This is a genomic window from Agromyces intestinalis, from assembly GCF_008365295.1.
GTDB classification, from domain to species: Bacteria; Actinomycetota; Actinomycetes; order Actinomycetales; family Microbacteriaceae; genus Agromyces; species Agromyces intestinalis.
On record NZ_CP043505.1, the window covers coordinates 3101635 to 3120070 of the forward strand.

17 protein-coding genes and 1 tRNA gene are annotated in these 18436 nt (G+C 71.4%); 15 read left to right on the forward strand and 3 right to left on the reverse strand.

What is annotated here, in order from left to right; translation table 11 throughout:
• Positions 1–18: 18 nt before the first annotated feature.
• Positions 19–657 (reverse strand): TetR/AcrR family transcriptional regulator, encoded by a 639-nt coding sequence (locus tag FLP10_RS14125; RefSeq protein ID WP_149161452.1) that lies wholly within the window; start codon positions 655–657, stop codon positions 19–21.
• Positions 658–827: 170 nt separating this feature from the next.
• Here FLP10_RS14125 and FLP10_RS14130 point away from each other — a divergent pair, with 170 nt between their 5' ends.
• The 6 genes from FLP10_RS14130 (at position 828) to FLP10_RS14155 (ending at position 5137) form a co-directional block, all read left to right on the forward strand.
• Positions 828–1412 carry a DUF6230 family protein gene (locus FLP10_RS14130; protein ID WP_149161453.1) on the forward strand — a complete coding sequence of 195 codons (585 nt, stop codon included), beginning with the start codon at positions 828–830 and terminating at the stop codon, positions 1410–1412.
• Positions 1413–1519: 107 nt separating this feature from the next.
• Positions 1520–2041 carry a DUF6114 domain-containing protein gene (locus FLP10_RS14135; protein ID WP_149161454.1) on the forward strand — a complete coding sequence of 174 codons (522 nt, stop codon included), beginning with the start codon at positions 1520–1522 and terminating at the stop codon, positions 2039–2041.
• Positions 2038–2823: a hypothetical protein gene (locus tag FLP10_RS14140; RefSeq protein ID WP_149161455.1), complete on the forward strand. Its 786-nt coding sequence runs from the start codon at positions 2038–2040 to the stop codon at positions 2821–2823. Before FLP10_RS14135 ends, FLP10_RS14140 begins: the two co-directional genes overlap by 4 nt.
• Before the next feature lie 92 nt (positions 2824–2915).
• Complete coding sequence (pth, locus tag FLP10_RS14145; protein WP_149161456.1) at positions 2916–3500, forward strand: aminoacyl-tRNA hydrolase; 585 nt, start codon at positions 2916–2918, stop codon at positions 3498–3500.
• Positions 3501–3515: 15 nt separating this feature from the next.
• Positions 3516–4325, forward strand: coding sequence for a hypothetical protein (locus FLP10_RS14150; RefSeq protein ID WP_149161457.1), 810 nt, complete (start codon positions 3516–3518; stop codon positions 4323–4325).
• Positions 4326–4345: 20 nt separating this feature from the next.
• Positions 4346–5137, forward strand: coding sequence for a ferritin-like domain-containing protein (locus FLP10_RS14155; RefSeq protein WP_149161458.1), 792 nt, complete (start codon positions 4346–4348; stop codon positions 5135–5137).
• Positions 5138–5147: 10 nt separating this feature from the next.
• Here FLP10_RS14155 and FLP10_RS14160 read toward each other — a convergent pair whose 3' ends face one another.
• A complete protein-coding gene (locus FLP10_RS14160) occupies positions 5148–5852 on the reverse strand; it encodes an RNase H family protein (protein WP_149161459.1) in 705 nt (234 codons plus the stop codon).
• 91 nt (positions 5853–5943) lie between these two features.
• Here FLP10_RS14160 and mfd point away from each other — a divergent pair, with 91 nt between their 5' ends.
• Positions 5944–9621: a transcription-repair coupling factor gene (gene mfd, locus FLP10_RS14165; protein ID WP_149161460.1), complete on the forward strand. Its 3678-nt coding sequence runs from the start codon at positions 5944–5946 to the stop codon at positions 9619–9621.
• Between the two features lie 91 nt (positions 9622–9712).
• On the opposite strand, the gene FLP10_RS14170 is transcribed toward mfd, so the two are convergent.
• Positions 9713–10912, reverse strand: a complete 1200-nt coding sequence (locus FLP10_RS14170) for a Na+/H+ antiporter NhaA (RefSeq protein WP_149161461.1) — start codon at positions 10910–10912, stop codon at positions 9713–9715.
• A 106-nt stretch (positions 10913–11018) separates the two neighbouring features.
• Between FLP10_RS14170 and FLP10_RS14175 the strand changes: the two genes are divergently transcribed.
• From FLP10_RS14175 to FLP10_RS14210, 8 genes are all read left to right on the forward strand, one after another.
• Positions 11019–11666, forward strand: coding sequence for a nucleoside triphosphate pyrophosphohydrolase (locus tag FLP10_RS14175; protein WP_149161462.1), 648 nt, complete (start codon positions 11019–11021; stop codon positions 11664–11666).
• Positions 11667–11736: 70 nt separating this feature from the next.
• Positions 11737–13005 carry a histidine--tRNA ligase gene (gene hisS, locus FLP10_RS14180; RefSeq protein ID WP_149161463.1) on the forward strand — a complete coding sequence of 423 codons (1269 nt, stop codon included), beginning with the start codon at positions 11737–11739 and terminating at the stop codon, positions 13003–13005.
• Positions 13006–13106: 101 nt separating this feature from the next.
• Positions 13107–14387, forward strand: coding sequence for a phosphopyruvate hydratase (eno, locus tag FLP10_RS14185; RefSeq protein WP_149161464.1), 1281 nt, complete (start codon positions 13107–13109; stop codon positions 14385–14387).
• Between the two features lie 88 nt (positions 14388–14475).
• On the forward strand, positions 14476–15003 hold the full coding sequence (locus tag FLP10_RS14190; protein WP_149161465.1) for an FtsB family cell division protein: 528 nt from the start codon (positions 14476–14478) through the stop codon (positions 15001–15003).
• Positions 15000–15521 (forward strand): DUF501 domain-containing protein, encoded by a 522-nt coding sequence (locus FLP10_RS14195; RefSeq protein ID WP_149161466.1) that lies wholly within the window; start codon positions 15000–15002, stop codon positions 15519–15521. The genes FLP10_RS14190 and FLP10_RS14195 overlap by 4 nt, the downstream gene beginning before the upstream one ends.
• A gap of 11 nt (positions 15522–15532) precedes the next feature.
• Entirely contained in the window at positions 15533–16807 is a 1275-nt protein-coding gene (locus FLP10_RS14200; RefSeq protein ID WP_425457610.1) for a S8 family serine peptidase, read from the forward strand.
• Positions 16808–16841: 34 nt separating this feature from the next.
• Positions 16842–18239 carry an NAD(P)/FAD-dependent oxidoreductase gene (locus tag FLP10_RS14205; RefSeq protein ID WP_149161467.1) on the forward strand — a complete coding sequence of 466 codons (1398 nt, stop codon included), beginning with the start codon at positions 16842–16844 and terminating at the stop codon, positions 18237–18239.
• Between the two features lie 94 nt (positions 18240–18333).
• Positions 18334–18407 (forward strand) — tRNA-Leu (locus FLP10_RS14210).
• Positions 18408–18436 lie beyond the last annotated feature (29 nt).

Consider the following 18436-nt stretch of genomic DNA (forward strand, 5'->3'; position numbering starts at 1 on the left):
CGTCGCCAGCGCTCGGGGTCAGGCGTCGAAGAGCGCGGATGCCGCAGCCGGGTCGATCCCGCGGCAGATGCCCTCGAGGGCGGTGACGAGCAGCGCGACGATGCGCTCGGCGCCGAGGTCGTCGGCGAGCGCCGCATCGACGAGTACCTGCTCGGTGAAGGCGATCCAGGCGCGCAGCACGATGCGCAACTCGGACGAGACCGCGACGCCGCGTTCGGCGAAGAGGTCGACCACGCGGCCGGTCTGCAGCAGTCGCGCCTGTTCGACCACCTCGCGGATCTGCACATCGCCGCTGGCGGTGCCGCGCACGAGCGAGTGGAAGGTGCCGCGATGCTCGCGCACGAATCCGACGGTGCGGATGAGGGTGTCGCGCAGCCGGTCGAGCGGGTCGAGGTCGAGTCTCGGCTCGGTCGCGTGCAGCATGCTGTCGCGGGCGGTGCGCACGACGGCGTGCTCGAAGCCCTGCTTCGAGCCGAAGTAGTGGAAGAACAGCGGGCGTGACACGCCGGCCCGGGAGGCGAGTTCGGTGATCGAGATCTCCTCCAGCGGCTGCCGCGCGAGCGACTCCACACCGAGCGCCACGAGCTGCGCACGGCGCTCTTCGGGGGAGAGCCTGGCGCGGCGTGCGGCGGTCGGCTCGTCGGGTGCGGCGCGCATGGAGCGAGCCTATCGGGGCCCCGCGGAAGAATGCCGGAAGTTCCTGCTGACTCGAGCTCAATAGCTGTTGACTGGGCGTCAACAGAGTGCATACACTCGCTCCTCGGACGGCGATGCGCCGACCCCCTGCGGCCGCTGCCGCATCGCTTCTGTTGCATCAAGGAGGATCCATGAAGCTGAAATCCCTCACGGGCTCACGTGCGGGCCGTGTCGCGCTCGCGGCCGTGCCGGTCGGCATCGCGGCGAGCCTGCTCATGGGCGGCGTCGCCCAGGGTGCCGTGCCCGTCTCGATGACGATCTCGGGGCAGTCGTTCCAGGTCGGCGCGAAGAAGCTGTACGGCGAGGGCTTCTCGCAGTACGCCGGCGTCGGCGTCGACGCGTCGAAGGCACAGCACCCGCTCGCGATCTCGAACATCGCCAGGGCCGAGCTCACCGATCTGTGCCAAGCGGTGTCGGTGCTCGGTCCGATCGGGCTGAAGATCACCGCCGGCGACCAGGGCACGCCGGTCACCGCCGAGAACCTGCAGATTGGTATGACCGACCTGAAGGGCGACGCCTCGTTCGGCGGCATCCGCATCGGCGTGGACGCCAACACCGTGAACACCGCCGCAAAGGGCACCCAGGGCGAGTTCGCCCAGGACGCCGATACGGTCACGATCACCGACCTGCAGCAGACGGCGCTCAGCACCTCGGCAGGTGTGTTCAACCTCGTCGACCTGCACCTCGCGATCGCCACCAACCCGAGCTGCTTCTAACGCGCCGATCGATCCGAACCGATGCGGCGGCCGCACGTGCCACCTGCGGCGGCGGCCGCCGCGACCGGCCTCGACCCTCGAGCCCTCGACGACGAAGGAATCACGACATGGACGCTCTCTCCGACGCACTCACGGCCGACGCGGCCGCCGGCCCCCGCCGCCGTCGGCTCCGGGGATCCGGGCCGCGGGACGAACCGGCGCTCGGCACGGAGGTCGAGGCCGAGGCCGGTGTCGACGCGACGCACGCACGCGACCGCTTCCTGCGCTGGTTCCGTTCGCGGCCCACGATCGGCGGTCTGCTGACCGTGATCGGCGGCGCCGCCATGTTCTGGTCGACCCAGCTCGAGCTCGGCGGCATGACCGTGCACGTGGGCATCGAGGGAGCGCAGGCGATGATCCTTCCGGCCGTGCTCATCGTGTGCGGAGTGCTGGCGATCCTCTCGCCCGGCCAGCACGTCTTCTACGGCATCGTCGCGCTCATCATCTCGGTCTACTCGCTCGTCGGCGTGAACCTCGGCGGCTTCTTCCTCGGGTTCCTGCTCGGTTCGGTGGGCGGGGTGGTCGTGGTCTCCTGGCGGCAGAAGAAGGCGGATGCCACGGCGCTCGCATCGACCGGAGAGCACGCGTGAGGGCCGGCGGGCGCCGGGCCGGCCTCGCGACGCTCGGCGTCGCACTGCTCGTCTCGGCCTGCTCGCTCGCGGGCGGCGGTGCCGCGCATGCGACCGGCGTGCGCACCGAGCTGGGCTGCACCTCGGGCGGGTTCCTGGCGTTCTGGGATGCCGCGCCGTGCCCTGGCGACGAGGAGACCGGACACGACGACGGGCCCGGTACGGAAGAGCCCGGCCAGACCGAGCCGACCGACCCGCCGGCCTCCGAAGAGCCCGGCGCCCAGGAGCCCGGCACAGAGGAGCCCGATGCAAACGCACCGGGCGCAGCCACCCCCGGCTCCGCCCTCGAACCGCCGGCCGGACCGGTTCCCGACGCCCCCGCCGACCCCGCGGGAATGGTCTTCACGCCGAACCCCGCGATCCTCACCGCGAGCACGCTCTCGATCGAGGGCCTGCACTCGCTCGAGATCGTGACGGTCGACCTCGCCGACGGCTCGACGTCGCGGGCACTGAAGATCACCGCCGACCGGGTCGTCATCGGCGGGTTCGGGCTCGACGTGCCGACCGGCGACGGCGGCCTCGACACCACGGCGACGACGCTCACCGTCGAGGGAAGCGCCAGCATCTGGACGCCGTCGATCACCGCCGTGCTCGCCGACGGTGTGGAGCACGTCATCGACACGCTCTCGCAGCCCGACCCCGCGGCGCTCGGCCAGCTGCTGAAGCTGAGGCTGCCGCTGCTCGGCATGACGGCCGACTCGGTCGCGTACACCGACACCGACCAGGCGGTCTACGAGGGCTGACCGGGTACGCTTTCTGCGGGCCGGATCCCCGGCCCGCAACGAGCGGAGCGCGGATGGCGTGGTTCCAGAGGCGAGGTCGGAGGGACACCGCGATGGCCGAGAACACCTGGCTCGTCGTCGGCCTCGGCAACCCCGGGGCCCAGTACGCCGGCAACAGACACAACGTGGGGCAGATGGTGCTCGACGAACTCGCCGCCCGACTCGGCGCGAACTTCAAGACCCATAAGACCCCCTCCCGGGTCGCCGAGGCGTTCCTGCGCCCAGGCGGGCCGAAGCTCGTTCTCGCGAAGCCGAACACCTACATGAACACCTCGGGCGGCCCCGTGTCGGCCCTGCTGAAGTTCACCTCGCTCGGCGTCGACCGGCTCATCGTCGTGCACGACGAACTCGACATCCCGTTCGACACCATCAAGCTGAAGCAGGGTGGCGGGCACGGCGGGCACAACGGGCTCCGCGACATCCAGAAGGCGGTCGGCTCACCCGACTTCACCCGCGTGCGGGTCGGCATCGGCAGACCGCCGGGCCGGCAGGACCCGGCCGACTACGTGCTCAAGGACTTCGCGGGCGCCGAACGCCAGGCGCTGCCGAACCTGCTGTCGGATGCCGCCGACGCCGTCGAGGCGATCGTCGACGCAGGGCTCGTCGCGGCCCAGCAGCGGTTCCACGCCCCGAGCTGAGAGCCCCGAACCGAGATGCCCGAGGCTGTGTTCGACCTCGCCGCGTACACGCGCACGGCGCACGGCAGCCACCGCGACGCAATCGGCGAGATCGGCGACCTGACCGCCGACGAGCTCGCGCTCGTGAGGCTCCTCCGCGATCTCGAGTCCGCCACCATGCCGTACCTGCGTCGGGTGCTCGTGACGCCCACGCACAAGGATGCACGGGTCACCGCGTTCCTGGTGACATGGGCGTTCGAGAAGTTCTGGATCGCCGACGCGCTCGGCGCGATGCTCGAACAGCAGGTCGCGCAGCAGTCGGATGCCGCGGGGCCCGCGCAGCCGGCAGGGTCTGCCCTGCACGGCCATCGGCGCGCACGGAGAGGGCCCGTGGCGCGAGCGGTCGGCGCCTTCTTCGCGGGGCCGGCGCTGGTCGCCGCGCACCTGGTGGCGCTCGCGGTGAGCGATGTCGTCACGCGCGGCGCGTACGCGCGGCTCGCCGCCACGACCTCGTCGGCCGGGGCGGCCGCGCTGTGCCGTCGGCTCGAGGCGGTCGACGCCAGGCAGGGCGAGTTCCTCCGTGCCGAGGCATCCGCCCGGCTCGCGACCGACGCACCCGGGGCCGCCCACGCCGCCCGGCTCGCCGCACGCGAACTGCGTGACGAGGCGTTCCCGCTCGGCCTGGCCGATCGGCCCGCCGCCGACCGGGCGCGCTTCGCACGGTTCACGTTCCCCGGCGGGGCATCCGACGCGCTGGCCACTCTCGAGCCGATCGCCGCGCTGCCCGGCGTGGAGCCGGCCACGATCGACGCGGTCGCTCGCCATCTCGTGCCGCGCGGGTCGTAGACTGCCCGCGGGGAGGCGGTATGGGGTTCGACATCGACCGGTACGCGGCCACCAGCGTGCGCCTCGAGTGGGACGACCTCGACCTCGACTGGTTCCGCGCCCACCCGCTGCCGTCCGACACACTGCGCACCCTGCGCTACATGGCCGACGTCGAGTACCACACGATCTGCTACACCCGCGACCTGCTCACGACGCCGTCGCACCGCGAGCCCGAGGTGGGTGCGTTCATGACGATGTGGAACCGCGAGGAGTTCTGGCACGGCGAGGCGCTCGCCGCCGTGCTCGGCGTGCACGGCGTCACGGTCGACTACGACGCGCTGAGGGCGAGCCGCGTGAAGCTCGGCTGGCGCGACCGGCTCGACCCGATCAAGCAGTCGATCGCCGGCGCGCTCGTCGGCGCCGACTTCATCGCGGTGCACATGTCGTGGGGCGCGGCGAACGAGTGGAGTGCGATCACCGCGTACCAGCGGATGGCCGACCTCGAGGCCGACCCCGTGCTGGCCGAGCTGTTGCGCCGCATCGCGAAGCAGGAGGCGAGGCACGTCGCCTTCTACACCACCCAGGCACGGGCCCGACTCGCCGCGAGCCGCCGCGCGCAGCAGGTCACGCGGTTCGCACTGACCCGGTTCTGGGCGCCGGTGGGCTCGAGCATCCAGCCGCGCGACGAGGTGCGGCACGTGATGACCCAGCTGATGAGCGGCGACGAGGGCCGACGCGCGGCGCGCAAGGTCGACGAGTCGATCGCGGCGATGCCGGGCCTCGCGGGCCTCACGATCGTGCAGGACGCGCTCGACGGACTCGGGGTGGCGTGACCGCGCGAGCCTAGATGAGCCCGCGCAGGAACTCGTCGGGCGACTGCCCCGCCTCGCGAGCGCGCTCGAGCAGGCGGGTGTGCTCTTCGGCGGTGAGCTCGAGCGTCATCGTCAGCCAGTCGGCGGTCGGGTCGTCGAAGTCGAAGAGGGCGGCGTCCTCGAGTTCCCGGTCGGCGGCGGCGATGGCGGCGGGCGAGACGGGGTCGGATGCCTCGGGTACGACGGATTCGACGGGTGTGACGGATGCCTCGCACTCGCCCGACCAGCCGGGGCCGCTCGGGATCTCGCCGCCGCTGCGGTAGGCCTCGGCGACCGCGCGGGCGCGCAGATCGGCGGCCTCGTTGGCCGCGTGGCCGGCGTGGCCGCGTACCCACTCGAAGCGGTAGCGGCGGCCGACGAGCGCGGCGTCGAGCTCGAGCAGCAGGTCTTGATTCAGCACCGGCTTGCCGTCCGACTTGCGCCAGCCCTTGCGCTTCCACCCGGGCATCCACTTCGTCACGCAGTTGATGACGTACTGGCTGTCGCACTGGATGAGCAGCTCGTCGTCGAGGTGGGCGGTGGCGCGCAGCAGCTCGAGCACCGCCTTCAGCTCGCCCTGGTTGTTCGTCGCGCGCGTCCACCCGCCCGCCGCCCAGCAGCCGTCGTCGACGTACCAGGCCCAGCCGGCCGGGCCGGGGTTGCCGAGCGCGGATCCGTCGGCGGCGGCGGTGATCATGCGGGAGGACTCCTGAAGGTTCGGCGACGGGATGCGCGCCCATGCTATCGAGGGCGGAGGGCATGTCAGCGGGCGCGCGTAGACTTCCCGGGTGAATCTGCAGGGCCTGAGCACGGCGCTTTCGCGCGCCTCGACGATCGATGCGGCCCTCGACCAGGCCCAGCGCAACGCCGACTTCTCGGCACCGTCGGGGCTCGACGCCCCGCTGCTGGCCGCGTTGCTCGGCCGACGTGCCGATGCGGGGCTGCCGCCCGTGCTGTTCGCCATCACCGCGACCAGCCGCGAGGGCGAGGCACTGCGCGCCTCACTCGCGCCCTACCTGCCCGACGACGCCGAACTGCTCGAGTTCCCCGCCTGGGAGACGCTGCCCCACGAGCGGCTGAGCCCGTCGGCCGAAACGGTCGGCCGACGCCTGCACGCGCTGCGCCGCCTGCACGAGCGTGCCGAGCAGGTCGCCGCGGGCGACGTCGAGGCGCAGCATCCGCTCGTGGTGGTCGCCTCGGTGCGCGCCGCCTTGCAGCCGATCGCCGACAACCTCGCGTCGCTCGAGCCGATCGAGCTCGCCGCGGGCGCCCGCGACTACGACCTGGCCGCCATCTCCGCCCGCCTCGTCGACCTCGCGTACTCGCGGGTCGACCTGGTGTCGCGTCGCGGCGAATTCGCGGTGCGCGGCGGCATTCTCGACGTGTTCCCGCCGACCGCCGACCACCCGGTCCGCGTCGAGTTCTTCGGTGACGAGGTGGAGGAGATCCGCGCGTTCTCGGTCGCCGACCAGCGGTCGCTGCCCGAGCCGGTCGATCGCGTCCGGCTCGCGCCGAGCCGCGAGCTGCTGCTCACCGCCTCGGTGCGCCAGCGCGCCCGCGAGATGGTGCACGAGTTCCCGAGCCTGTCGGGCATGCTCGAGAAGCTCGCCGAGGGCATCCCCGTCGAGGGCATGGAGTCGCTCGCGCCCGCGCTCATCGACCGGCTCGTGCCGGTGACGCGGTACCTGCCCGTCGGCGCGGTCGTCGCGGTGCTCGCACCCGAGCGCGTCGAGGGTCGTGCGGTGAGCCTGGGCGAGACGAACCGCGAGTTCCTCGCCGCGGCATGGAGCGCCGCGACCATGGGTGCCGGCGCGCCGATCGACCTCGCCGCCGGCGACTTCCTCTCGGTCGCCGACCTGCGCGAGGCGACGCTGTTCAGCGCCCCCGGCGAACCCGACCCGCAGCGCGCCTGGTGGACCTTCTCGAGCTTCGACGCCGGCGAAGCCGCCGAGGACGCGGCTGGGCCGGATGCCTCGTACGTGCGGGTCGCGGCGAACGCGATGCCGAGCTTCCAGGGCAACGTCGAGGGCGCGGTCGCGCATGTCGGCCGACGGCTGCGCGACGGCTGGAGCCTCGTCGTCGCCTCGGCGGGGCACGGCCTCGTCGAACGCGCCCGCGACGTGCTCGCCGACTCAGGGCTCGCCGCGCGCATCGTCGACGAGGTGCCCGCCGACCTCGAGCCGGGCGTCGCGTACCTCGTGCAGGCCGACGCCGCACGCGGGTACGAGGTGCCCGAGGTGAAGCTCGGGCTGCTCGCCGAGGCCGAGTTCTACGGGCGCGCCGCAGGCTACGACGCGCGTCAGGGAAAGAAGCTCGCGACCCGGCGCCGTAATGTCGTCGACCCGCTGCAGTTGAAGGCCGGCGACTACGTCGTGCACTCCACGCACGGCATCGGGCGGTTCGTCGAGCTCGTGCAGCGTGAGGTCGCCACCGGCGCCCGCCCCACGGGGCCGACGCGCACCGGCATCAAGCAGCAGCCCAAGGCGGTGCGCGAGTACCTGGTGCTCGAGTACGCTCCGTCCAAGCGCGGGCAGGCCGGCGACCGGCTCTACGTGCCGATGGACCAGCTCGACCTGCTGAGCCGGTACGTCGGCGGTGAGGCGCCGAGCCTGTCGAAGATGGGCGGCAGCGACTGGTCGCAGGCCAAGAGCCGGGCGCGCCGCGCGGTGCGCGACATCGCGGTCGAGCTGGTGAAGCTGTACTCGGCGCGCATGGCGTCGAAGGGGCACGCGTTCGGCCCCGACACGCCCTGGCAGCATGAGCTCGAAGAGGCGTTCCCCTACGCCGAGACGCACGACCAGCTGCAGACCATCGACGAGGTGAAGGCCGACATGGAGCGGCCCATCCCGATGGACCGGCTGCTGGCCGGCGACGTCGGCTTCGGCAAGACCGAGGTCGCGGTGCGGGCCGCCTTCAAGGCGATCCAAGACGGCAAGCAGGTCGCGATGCTCGTGCCGACGACCCTGCTCGTGAAGCAGCACTTCGAGACGTTCAGCGAGCGGTTCGCGGGGTTCCCGGTGCACGTTCGGGCGCTCAGCCGGTTCCAGACCGACAAAGAGGCGCGTGAGACCGTCGCGGGCCTGGCCGACGGCACCGTCGACCTGGTCATCGGCACCCACCGCATCCTCACCGAGAAGCTGCGCTTCAAAGACCTGGGCCTCATGATCATCGACGAGGAGCAGCGGTTCGGCGTCGAGCACAAAGAGACGCTCAAGAAGCTGAAGACCAACGTCGACATCCTCGCGATGAGCGCGACGCCCATCCCGCGCACGCTCGAGATGGCGGTCACCGGCATCCGCGAGATGTCGACGCTCGCGACGCCGCCCGAAGACCGGCATCCGATTCTCACCTACGTCGGACCGTACACCGACCAGCAGGTCGCGGCGGCGATCCGCCGCGAGATGCTGCGCGAGGGCCAGGTGTTCTTCGTGCACAACCGGGTGTCGTCGATCAACCGGGTCGCCGCCCAGATCGCCGAGCTCGTGCCCGAGGCGCGCATCGCGGTCGCGCACGGGCAGCTCAACGAGCACGTGCTCGACCAGATCGTGAACGACTTCTGGGAGCGCAAGTTCGACGTGCTCGTCTCGACGACGATCATCGAGACGGGTCTCGACATCACGAACGCGAACACGATCATCATCGACCGCGCCGACAAGTACGGACTCTCGCAGCTGCACCAGCTGCGCGGGCGGGTCGGCCGCGGACGCGAGCGGGCGTACGCGTACTTCCTGTACGACCCGAACAAGCCCCTGAGCGAGACCGCGCACGATCGGCTGTCGACGATCGCCGCGAACAACGAGCTCGGCGGCGGCATGCAGATCGCGCTGAAAGACCTCGAGATCCGCGGCGCCGGCAACCTGCTCGGCGCTGAGCAGGCCGGCCATATCGCGGGCGTCGGATTCGACCTGTACCTGCGCATGATCGGTGAGGCGGTCTCGGCGTTCCGTGGCGACGTCGCAGAGGGCCAGACCGAGCTGCGGCTCGAGCTCCCGGTCGACGCGCACATCCCAGACGACTACGTCGACAGCGAGCGGCTGCGCCTGGAGGCCTACCAGAAGCTGTCGGCCGCGAGCGGCCCGGCGGCGAAAGACGGCCAGATCGACCAGGTGCTCGAAGAGATCGTCGACCGCTACGGCGAGCCGCCCGAGGCGGTGCAGCACCTCGTCGCGGTGTCCCGTCTGCGGCGGCAGGCGCAGCTCGCCGGGCTCAGCGACGTCATCGCGACGGGCACCAAGCTGCGGCTGGCGCCGGCGAAGCTGCCCGATTCGCGTCGGGTGCGCCTCGAGCGGATGTATCCCGGCGCGAAGGTGTTCGCGCAGAACGACGTGATCCTGGTGCCGTTCCCCACCCCGGGCGGCGAGGCGCCCGGCGACGCCGATCTCATCGGGTGGGTGTCGCGGCTCATCGAGGTGATCTTCCCGGCCGAGCAGCCGAGCCCCGAGGCATCCGCGACCGCTGCGAGCTGAGCCGGCCCATCGGAGATCGCCGCGCCTTCGGAGCTGACACGGATCGTCGTCCGATATTGCGGAGATCTCCGACGTTGCGTCGGCTGTTCCGTCAGTGCGAGAGCGCGCCGCCGGACCCGCGCCGGCCGCCGTGCCGTCGGTACCAGCGCGAGCGGGCGCTGACGACGAACCCGGATGCCACGATCGCGACGCCCGATCCGAGCAGCACCGCGATGATGCCCTCGGCGGCGACGTCGCGGTCGGCGGCGAACGCGAGCTCGTTCATGAGCAGCGAGACGGTGAATCCGATGCCGCCCAGGGTGCCGATCGTCGCCAGGTCGGCGATCGTGAGCCGGTGACCGGTGCGGCGTGCGGCGACCAGGCCGCCGAGCCACCCGGCGAGGGTGATGCCGATGAGCTTGCCGACCGGCAGGCCGACGAGGATGCCCCAGAATGCCGGATCCAGCTCGCTCGGACGCACCTGGGGCACCGCGACCAACGCGGCCGACAGTGCGAACAGCGGCAGCACCACCCCGTTCGACCACGGCTCGAGGCCGTGCGCCGCACGCCCGCCGGGCCGGCGCGACGCGGCCAGCCCGAGGGCGACGCCGGCGATCGTCGCGTGCACGCCCGACCGGTACGTGAAGTACCAGGCGAGCGCCGCGAGCACCCAGAGCAGCGCCACGATCGGCCACTGCGGCCGGCGTGCGAGCACGTACGGCGACCGCGGCTTCAGCACGCGCGTGACGGCGCCGAACACGGTGACGGCGATGGCGGCGAGACCGATCATCGCGAACTCGACCTCGGTCGTGAAGAAGAACGCGATGATCAGGATCGCGACGAGGTCGTCGAGCACCGCGAGCGCGAGCAGGAAGATGCGCACCCGTGTCGGGATCCAGGTGCCGAACACCGCGAGCACCCCGAGTGCGAAGGCGATGTCGGTCGCGGTCGGAATGGGCCATCCGTTCGCCGTCGGCGTTCCGGCCGTGAAGGCGACGAAGACGAGCGCCGGAACGGCGACGCCCCCGGCGGCGGCAATCGCGGGCAGCAGGGCCGTGTCGAGCGAGTTCAGCTCGCCGATGACGAGTTCGCGCTTGAGCTCGACGGCGACGATGAAGAAGAAGATCGCGAGCAGGCCGTCGCTGATCCAGTGCCCGGCCGAGAGGTCGAGCCCGAGCCACGGCACGTCGAGGTGCGCGGACTTCGCCGCGATGAGGGCGGGGCCGACGGGGGAGTTCGCGAGGGCGAGGCCCAGCGCGGCTGCGGCGAGCAGGAACATGGCGGCGGCTCGTTCGGAGCGGAGCAGGTGCATAGGCCCTCGCAGTCTCGGTCGGGGTCGTCGAAGCGGTGCTGACCAGACTTCCCAGCTCACCTGCCTCGACCCTATCGACCGCCCTGCGGGCTCGTAGGCTGGCGGCATGTCGGATCTCGATGAGCTGATCGCCACCGTCGCCCTGCTCCGCGCGCCCGGCGGCTGCCCGTGGGACGCCGAGCAGACGCACGAATCCCTCGTGCGATACCTCGTCGAGGAGTGCTGGGAGCTCGTCGAGGCCATCGAGGCCGGCGACCGCGCCGAGATGATCGAGGAGCTCGGCGACGTGCTCTACCAGGTGCTGTTCCACGCCGACCTCGCCGCCCATACGGCCGGCGAGGAGTTCGACATCCAGGACGTGGCGCGGCACATGACGGCCAAGATGGTGTCGCGGCATCCGCACGTCTTCGGCGACCGACGCGCCGAGACCGCCGCCGACGTGGTCGCCTTCTGGGAAGACCTGAAGCACGACGAGAAGCCGCACCGCACGAGCGTGCTCGACGGCGTGCCGCAGGGCATGCCCGCGCTCGCGCTCGCCGACAAGGTGATCGGCAAGGCAGAGAAGGCGAACGTGACGCCATCGGATGCCTCGGGCTGGGCCGTCCCCGAGACCGAGGCCGAGCTCGGCGCCGAACTGCTCGCGCTCGTGGCATCCGCCCGCGCTCGGGGCCTCGACGCCGAGCGGGCGCTTCGCGGTGCGATCCGCGCGTTCGACGCCGAGGTGCGCGACGAGGAGGCGCGGCGCGCGGGCTGAGCCGCGCACTCCGGTCCGCGCACTCCGGTCCGCGCGAACCAGCCGGACGCGAACTGGAAGAATGGAGCGCATGGCCGCTCCCGTCACTCCTCCGCGCGGCATGCGCGACTTCCTCCCCGCCGAGAAGGCCCGCCGCGAGCACGCGCTGCGCACGATCCGCGGTGTGTACGCGGCGCACGGCTTCGACGAGATCGAGACCCCCGTGATGGAGGACTCGCAGCGGTTGCACGCGGGCCTCGGCGGCGACAACGAGAAGCTCGCGTTCGCGGTGATGCGCCGCGGCCTGAGCGGTGACGACCTGGCGGCGGCCGCGGCATCCGGCGATGCCCTGTCGCTGGCCGATCTCGGCCTGCGCTACGACCTGACGGTGCCGCTCGCGCGCTTCTACGCGACGCACCGCGCCGCGCTCCCGCCGGTGTTCCGCTCGATCCAGGTCGCGCCGGTCTGGCGGGCCGAGCGCCCGCAGAAGGGGCGCTTCCGCCAATTCGTGCAGTGCGACATCGACATCATCGGCGAGCCGGGCCCCCTCGCCGAGCTCGAACTGCTCACCGCGACCCTCGCGACGCTCGACGCGCTCGGGCTCACCGGATGCACCATCCGCATCAACGACCGGCGCATCCTCGCCGGCGTCCTCGCCTCGTGGGGCGTGGCCGAGGAGCTTCGCGAGCGCGCTCTCATCGTCATCGACAAGCTCGACAAGATCGGACCCGACGGCGTCGCAGCCGAGCTGCGGGAGCTCGGCGTCGAGAAGAGCGACGTCGCCCGCGAGCTGCGCCAGCTCGAGACCGCGCACTGGCACCTGCTCGATGAGGGCGAACCGCCCGTGTGGCTCGACCTCGACGCCTACCGCGACCTGCTCGCGCTGCGCGCGGCGCTGCCCGACGCGGCGATCGAGTTCGACCCGACCCTCGTGCGCGGCATGGGGTACTACACGGGCACGATCTTCGAGATCGCGCACCCCGAGTACGGCTACTCGCTCGGCGGCGGCGGCCGGTACGACGGCATGATCGGGCGGTTCCTCGGCCAGGAGGTGCCCGCGTGCGGATTCTCGATCGGCTTCGAGCGCATCGTCGACCTCCTGCAGGTCGCCGACGAGGCGGGTGCGCGCGCGGTCGTGCTCGTGCATGAGAAGGATGTCCCGGTCGAACGCCTGCTCGCGCTCAAGGCCGAGCTCGTGGCATCCGGCGCCCGGGTGCGCCTCGAGCGGCGTGTGAAGAACCTGAAGAGCCTGCTCGACCGGGTCGCCGCCGACGGCTTCGACGCGTTCGCGACCGTGAACGCGGCCACGGCGGATGCCTCGCAGCTCGAGTTCCGCGAACTCGGGGTGTCGCCGCGGTAACGAGACGCCTCGGCGCGGCGGCGGCACCGGCACCTCACTAGACTGTCCGGCGGATCACGACGGAGTCATCCGAATCACTTCCCAACACAGAGGAGTTCACTGTGGCATTCATCGAAGCAGTCGGCGCCCGCGAGATCCTGGATTCTCGTGGCAACCCCACCGTCGAGGTGGAGGTGCTCCTCGACGACGGGTCGCTCGCCCGCGCCGCGGTGCCCTCGGGCGCGTCGACCGGCGCCTTCGAGGCGTACGAGCTACGCGACGGCGACAGCGACCGCTACCTCGGCAAGGGCGTGCAGAAGGCGGTCGACGCCGTGCTCGACTCGCTCGGCCCGGCCATCGAAGACCTCGACGCGAGCGACCAGCGCCTCGTCGACGCCGCCCTCATCGAGGCCGACGGGACCGACAACAAGAGCCGCCTCGGTGCGAACGCCATCCTCGGCGTGAGCCTCGCCGTTGCGAAGGCCGCCGCCGACTCGGCCGACCTGCCGCTGTTCCGCTACCTCGGCGGCCCGAACGCGCACGTGCTGCCCGTGCCGATGATGAACATCATCAACGGCGGCGCGCACGCCGACACCGGCGTCGACATCCAGGAGTTCATGATCCTGCCGATCGGTGCCCCCACCTACAGCGAGGGTCTGCGCTGGGGCGTCGAGACCTACCACGCGTTGAAGAGCCTGCTGAAGTCGAAGGGCCTGTCGACCGGCCTCGGCGACGAGGGCGGGTTCGCGCCCGACTTCGAGCACAACCGTGCGGCGCTCGACTTCATCTCCGAGGCGATCGGCACGGCCGGCTTCACGCTCGGCACCGACATCGCCCTCGGTCTGGATGTCGCCTCCACCGAGTTCTTCGCCGACGGCGTCTACACGTTCGAGGGCAAGGCGCGCAGCTCGGCCGAGATGATCGCGTACTACGAGGAGCTGCTCGCGGCCTACCCGCTCGTCTCCATCGAAGATCCCCTCGCCGAGGACGACTGGGCCGCGTGGACCGACCTCACCGCCGCGGTGGGCGAGAAGGTGCAGCTCGTGGGCGACGACCTGTTCGTCACCAACCCGAAGCGTCTCGCCGACGGCATCGGCAAGCGCGCCGGCAACTCGATCCTCGTGAAGGTGAACCAGATCGGCACGCTCACCGAGACGCTCGACGCGGTGAAGCTCGCGCAGCGTGCCGGCTACACGGCCGTGCTGTCGCACCGTTCGGGCGAGACCGAAGACACGACCATCGCCGACCTCGCGGTCGCGACCGACGCCGGTCAGATCAAGACGGGCGCGCCCGCCCGCAGCGAGCGGGTCGCCAAGTACAATCAGCTTCTGAGGATCGAAGAGGAGCTCGGTGAGGCCGCGGTGTACGCGGGCCGCGCGGCGTTCCCTCGCTTCACGGCGTGACGTGTCGACGGTGGCGGGGCGGCGCAGCCGTCCCGCCACCGTCGTCCCCGGGCCGCGGTGCACCACACCCGGGATGACAGGAGGCGCGATGGCGACCAGGCAGCCCGCGCCCAAGAAGGGTGCGGCCACCACGTCGTCGACGCCGCGCGCGGCCGACGCCACGCGAGCGGGGTGGCTGAGCGGCATCCGGTTCTCGGGCTTCACCGTCATCATGATGGGCATCCTGGTGCTCGGCGTGGTCGTGCTCGCGCCCACCATCGCCGCCCTCGCCGAGCAGCGGCGAGAGATCGCCGAGCTTCGCGCCGAGGTGTCGGGGCAGCAATCCGAGGTGCAGCGGCTGCGCGCCGAGCGTGAGCGCTGGAACGACCAGACGTTCATCATCACGCAGGCCCGCGAGCGGCTGTACTACGTGATGCCGGGCGAGGTGAGCTACCTCGTCATCGACGACCGAACCGAGGCGGCGAAGCTTCGCGACGATCCCTCGGTTTCGGCGAAGCTCACCGAGGCGAAAGGCGACTGGATGCGCACCCTGCTCGGATCCGTCATGACCGTCGGGCTCGCGCCCGACGCGAGCCTGCCCGAGGGTGCCGAGCGCGGGTCCGGAGGCGAGGGATGACCCGCCCGCCGTTCGACGAGGTCACCGAGCGCGACCTCCGCATCCTCGCCGCTCAGCTCGGCCGGACCCCGCGCGACGTGGTCGGCATCGCTGCACGCTGCGTGTGCGGCGCTCCCACCGTCGTCTCCACGAAGCCGCGACTGGCCGACGGAACCCCGTTCCCGACCTTCTACTACCTGAGCCATCCCGTCGCGACGGCCTCGATGAGCTTCCTCGAGGCGGGTCAGCTCATGGTCGAGTACACCGCGCTGCTGGCCGACGATCCCGAGGTCGCGACGGCGTACGCCCGTGCGCACGACGAGTACCTCGCCGACCGCGCGCGGTTCGGCGACGTCCCCGAGATCGACGGCGTGTCTGCTGGCGGCATGCCGACTCGTGTGAAGTGCCTGCATGCGCTCGCCGCGCACGCCCTCGCTGCCGGCCCCGGCATGAACCCGATCGGCGACCTCGCGCTCGCCGCGTCGAGCTGGTCGCCCGGCGTGTGCCGGTGCCCCGACTACGGGGTGGACGCGGCGTGATTCGGCCGACGGTGAGACGGCGCCGCGGTGCGCTGGCGCGTGCCGGCGCCGTGCTCGCGGCCACCGTCGCGATGCTCGGGGTTGCGGTCGCGCCGGCCCGCGCCGACACCGTGCGCGACTACGAGTACTGGCTCACCGAGTACGGCTTCACGACCGCGTGGAACACCTCGCGCGGCGAGGGCATCAAGGTCGCGGTCATCGACACCGGCGTGGTCGGCTCGGTGGCCGAGCTGCAGGGCGTCGTCGTGGGCGGTACGGATCTCTCGGGGCTGGGCACGCCCGACGGGCAGACGCCGGTCGGCACCGCTGAGGACAAACACCACGGCACGCTCGTCGCGTCGCTGCTCGCCGGCCGCGGCACCGGGCCCGGCGCCGGGGTCATCGGCGTCGCGCCCGACTCGCTGCTGCTGTCGGCATCCGTCGCCTTCGGCGAGGAGACCGGATCGGCCGTGTCGAACGACGACCAGATCGCGCAGGCCGTGAAGTGGGCGGTCGACAACGGCGCGAAGGTGATCAACATGTCGCTCACCCGCAACACGCGCGACTGGCCCGAGAGCTGGGACGATGCGTTCCTCTACGCCTTCTCGCACGACGTCGTGATCGTCGCGGCGGCCGGCAACCGCGGCAGCGGCACCACCGAGGTGGGTGCCCCGGCGACCATTCCCGGCGTGCTGACCGTGGCGGGCGTCGACCGCGACGGCACGGCGTCGTTCGACGCGAGCTCGCAGGGAATCACCATCTCGGTCGCCGCTCCCAGCGAAGACCTCGTCGGCGTGATGCCCGACGGCAGCCATGTCACGTGGGACGGCACCAGCGGCGCGACGCCGCTGGTCTCGGGGCTCGTGGCGCTCGTGCGGGCGGAGTATCCCGAGCTCGACGCCGGCAACATCATCAACCGAGTCATCAAGACCGCGAACCCCGATGGCCACGAGGTGCCGAGCCCGCTGTACGGCTGGGGGCTGATCGACCCGGTCGCAGCCCTGACCGCCGACGTGCCGCTCGTCGAATCGAGTCCGCTCGCCGAACTGCAGGAATGGATCCGCGTGCACCGGCGCGCGAACGCCGAGGAGCCCGAGCCTCCGGCGACCGAGACGCCGATCGTACCGATCGGCGATCCGCCGCTGCCGCGTGCGGATAGCGCCCAGACCCTTCTGCCCACGCCGTGGACCCTCGCCTACATCACCGTGCCGCTCTCACTCACAGCCGGATTTGGTACGCTTGCAGCGCTGTTGGGCATCGGCGCCACTCGGCATGTCCGGCGTTCCACTCGCGCGCGCGAGCAGTGAGCGCCACCCCCTGAGAACGAGGAGTCAATTCACCGTGCCCAAGATCCTGATCGTCGGTGGCGGTTACGCGGGCTTCTACACCGCGTGGAAGCTCGAGAAGTGGCTTCGCCCCGGCGAGGCCGAGGTGACGGTCGTCGACCCGCTGCCCTACATGACCTACCAGCCGTTCCTCCCCGAGGTGGCTGCCGGCTCGATCGAACCCCGACACGCGGTGGTCGCCCAGCGGCGGCACCTGAAGAAGACCAACATCATCACCGCGAAGGTCACTCGCATCGACCACGCGTCGAAGACGGCCACCATCACGCCCGAGATCGGCGAGCCCTGGGAGTTCGAGTACGACGTCGTCGTCGTCACGGGCGGTGCCGTCTCGCGCACCTTCCCCATCCCGGGCATCGCCGAGAACGCGATCGGCCTGAAGTCGATCGAAGAGGCCGTCGCGATCCGCGACCGCGTGCTCCACAACTTCGACAAGGCCGCAGCACTGCCCGCCGGCCCCGAGCGCGAGCGGCTGCTCACGTTCACCGTCGTCGGCGGCGGATTCGCGGGCATCGAGGTGTTCGCCGAACTCCGCTCGTTCGCGAGCGCCCTGCTCGAGTACTACCCGCAGCTCACGTTCGACGAGACGCACTTCCACCTCATCGAGGCGATGGGCCGCATCATGCCCGAGGTGTCGCTGCCCACCAGCCACTGGGTGATCAAGCACCTCGCCCAGCGCGGCGCCGAGATCCACCTCGACACTCAGCTGAAGAGCGCCGTCGACGGCGTCATCGAGCTGTCGACCGGCGAGACCTTCGAGTCCGACCTCATCGTGTGGACGGCGGGCGTCATGGCCAACCCCGGCATCGTTCGCACGAGCGACCTCCCCGTCGAAGAGCGCGGCCGCATCAAGACGCGCGCCGACCTGCGGGTGGGCGACGAGGACGAGATCGTGGCCGACGCCTGGGCCGCCGGTGACATCTCGGCGGTGCCCGACCTCTCGGGCGGCGGTGTCGGCGGCTACTGCGTGCCGAACGCCCAGCACGCGGTGCGTCAGGGCAAGCTGCTCGCCAAGAACATCGTGGCGGTCCTGCGCGGCGAGGAGCCGAGGGAGTACTTCCACAAGAACCTCGGCGCGGTCGCCGGCCTCGGCATCGGCCAGGGTGTGTTCCAGTCGGGCAAGATCGCGATCAAGGGTCTGTTCGCGTGGTTCGCCCACCGCGGCTACCACGGCCTCGCGATGCCGAGCTGGGAGCGCAAGTTCCGCGTCTTCTGGGGCTGGTGGAACAACTTCTGGCTCGGGCGCGACATCGTCGAGCTCGCGGCCCTGCAGACGCCGCGCGCCTCGTTCGAGGCTTTCGCCGCGCGTCCGAAGCCGCCGGCCGAGGCCGCGCCGGTGCCGGCGCCCGCCGCAGCCCCGGCGAAGGCCGAGAAAGAACCCGTCGCGGCCAAGTAGTCGCTCGCGTTCGGTCCGAAGGGGTCGCATCCGGTTCGCCGGGGCGCCCCTTCGGTGTCGTGACGTCTCGTCGGTGCAGCTAGCGTTGACGCGGGCCCCCGTAGCCCAATCGGCAGAGGCAGGCGACTTAAACTCGCCGCAGTCTGGGTTCGAATCCCAGCGGGGGCACGCGCGACGACGCCGGCTGTCAACCCGTG

Bases quoted from the DNA above. Each gene is read 5' to 3' on its own strand.
- FLP10_RS14125 (WP_149161452.1), bottom strand. From the start codon at position 657: ATGCGCGCCGCACCCGACGAGCCGACCGCCGCACGCCGCGCCAGGCTC.
- FLP10_RS14130 (WP_149161453.1), top strand. From the start codon at position 828: ATGAAGCTGAAATCCCTCACGGGCTCACGTGCGGGCCGTGTCGCGCTC.
- FLP10_RS14135 (WP_149161454.1), top strand. From the start codon at position 1,520: ATGGACGCTCTCTCCGACGCACTCACGGCCGACGCGGCCGCCGGCCCC.
- pth (WP_149161456.1), top strand. From the start codon at position 2,916: ATGGCCGAGAACACCTGGCTCGTCGTCGGCCTCGGCAACCCCGGGGCC.
- FLP10_RS14150 (WP_149161457.1), top strand. From the start codon at position 3,516: ATGCCCGAGGCTGTGTTCGACCTCGCCGCGTACACGCGCACGGCGCAC.
- FLP10_RS14155 (WP_149161458.1), top strand. From the start codon at position 4,346: ATGGGGTTCGACATCGACCGGTACGCGGCCACCAGCGTGCGCCTCGAG.
- FLP10_RS14160 (WP_149161459.1), bottom strand. From the start codon at position 5,852: ATGATCACCGCCGCCGCCGACGGATCCGCGCTCGGCAACCCCGGCCCG.
- FLP10_RS14170 (WP_149161461.1), bottom strand. From the start codon at position 10,912: ATGCACCTGCTCCGCTCCGAACGAGCCGCCGCCATGTTCCTGCTCGCC.
- FLP10_RS14175 (WP_149161462.1), top strand. From the start codon at position 11,019: ATGTCGGATCTCGATGAGCTGATCGCCACCGTCGCCCTGCTCCGCGCG.
- hisS (WP_149161463.1), top strand. From the start codon at position 11,737: ATGGCCGCTCCCGTCACTCCTCCGCGCGGCATGCGCGACTTCCTCCCC.
- FLP10_RS14190 (WP_149161465.1), top strand. From the start codon at position 14,476: ATGGCGACCAGGCAGCCCGCGCCCAAGAAGGGTGCGGCCACCACGTCG.
- FLP10_RS14195 (WP_149161466.1), top strand. From the start codon at position 15,000: ATGACCCGCCCGCCGTTCGACGAGGTCACCGAGCGCGACCTCCGCATC.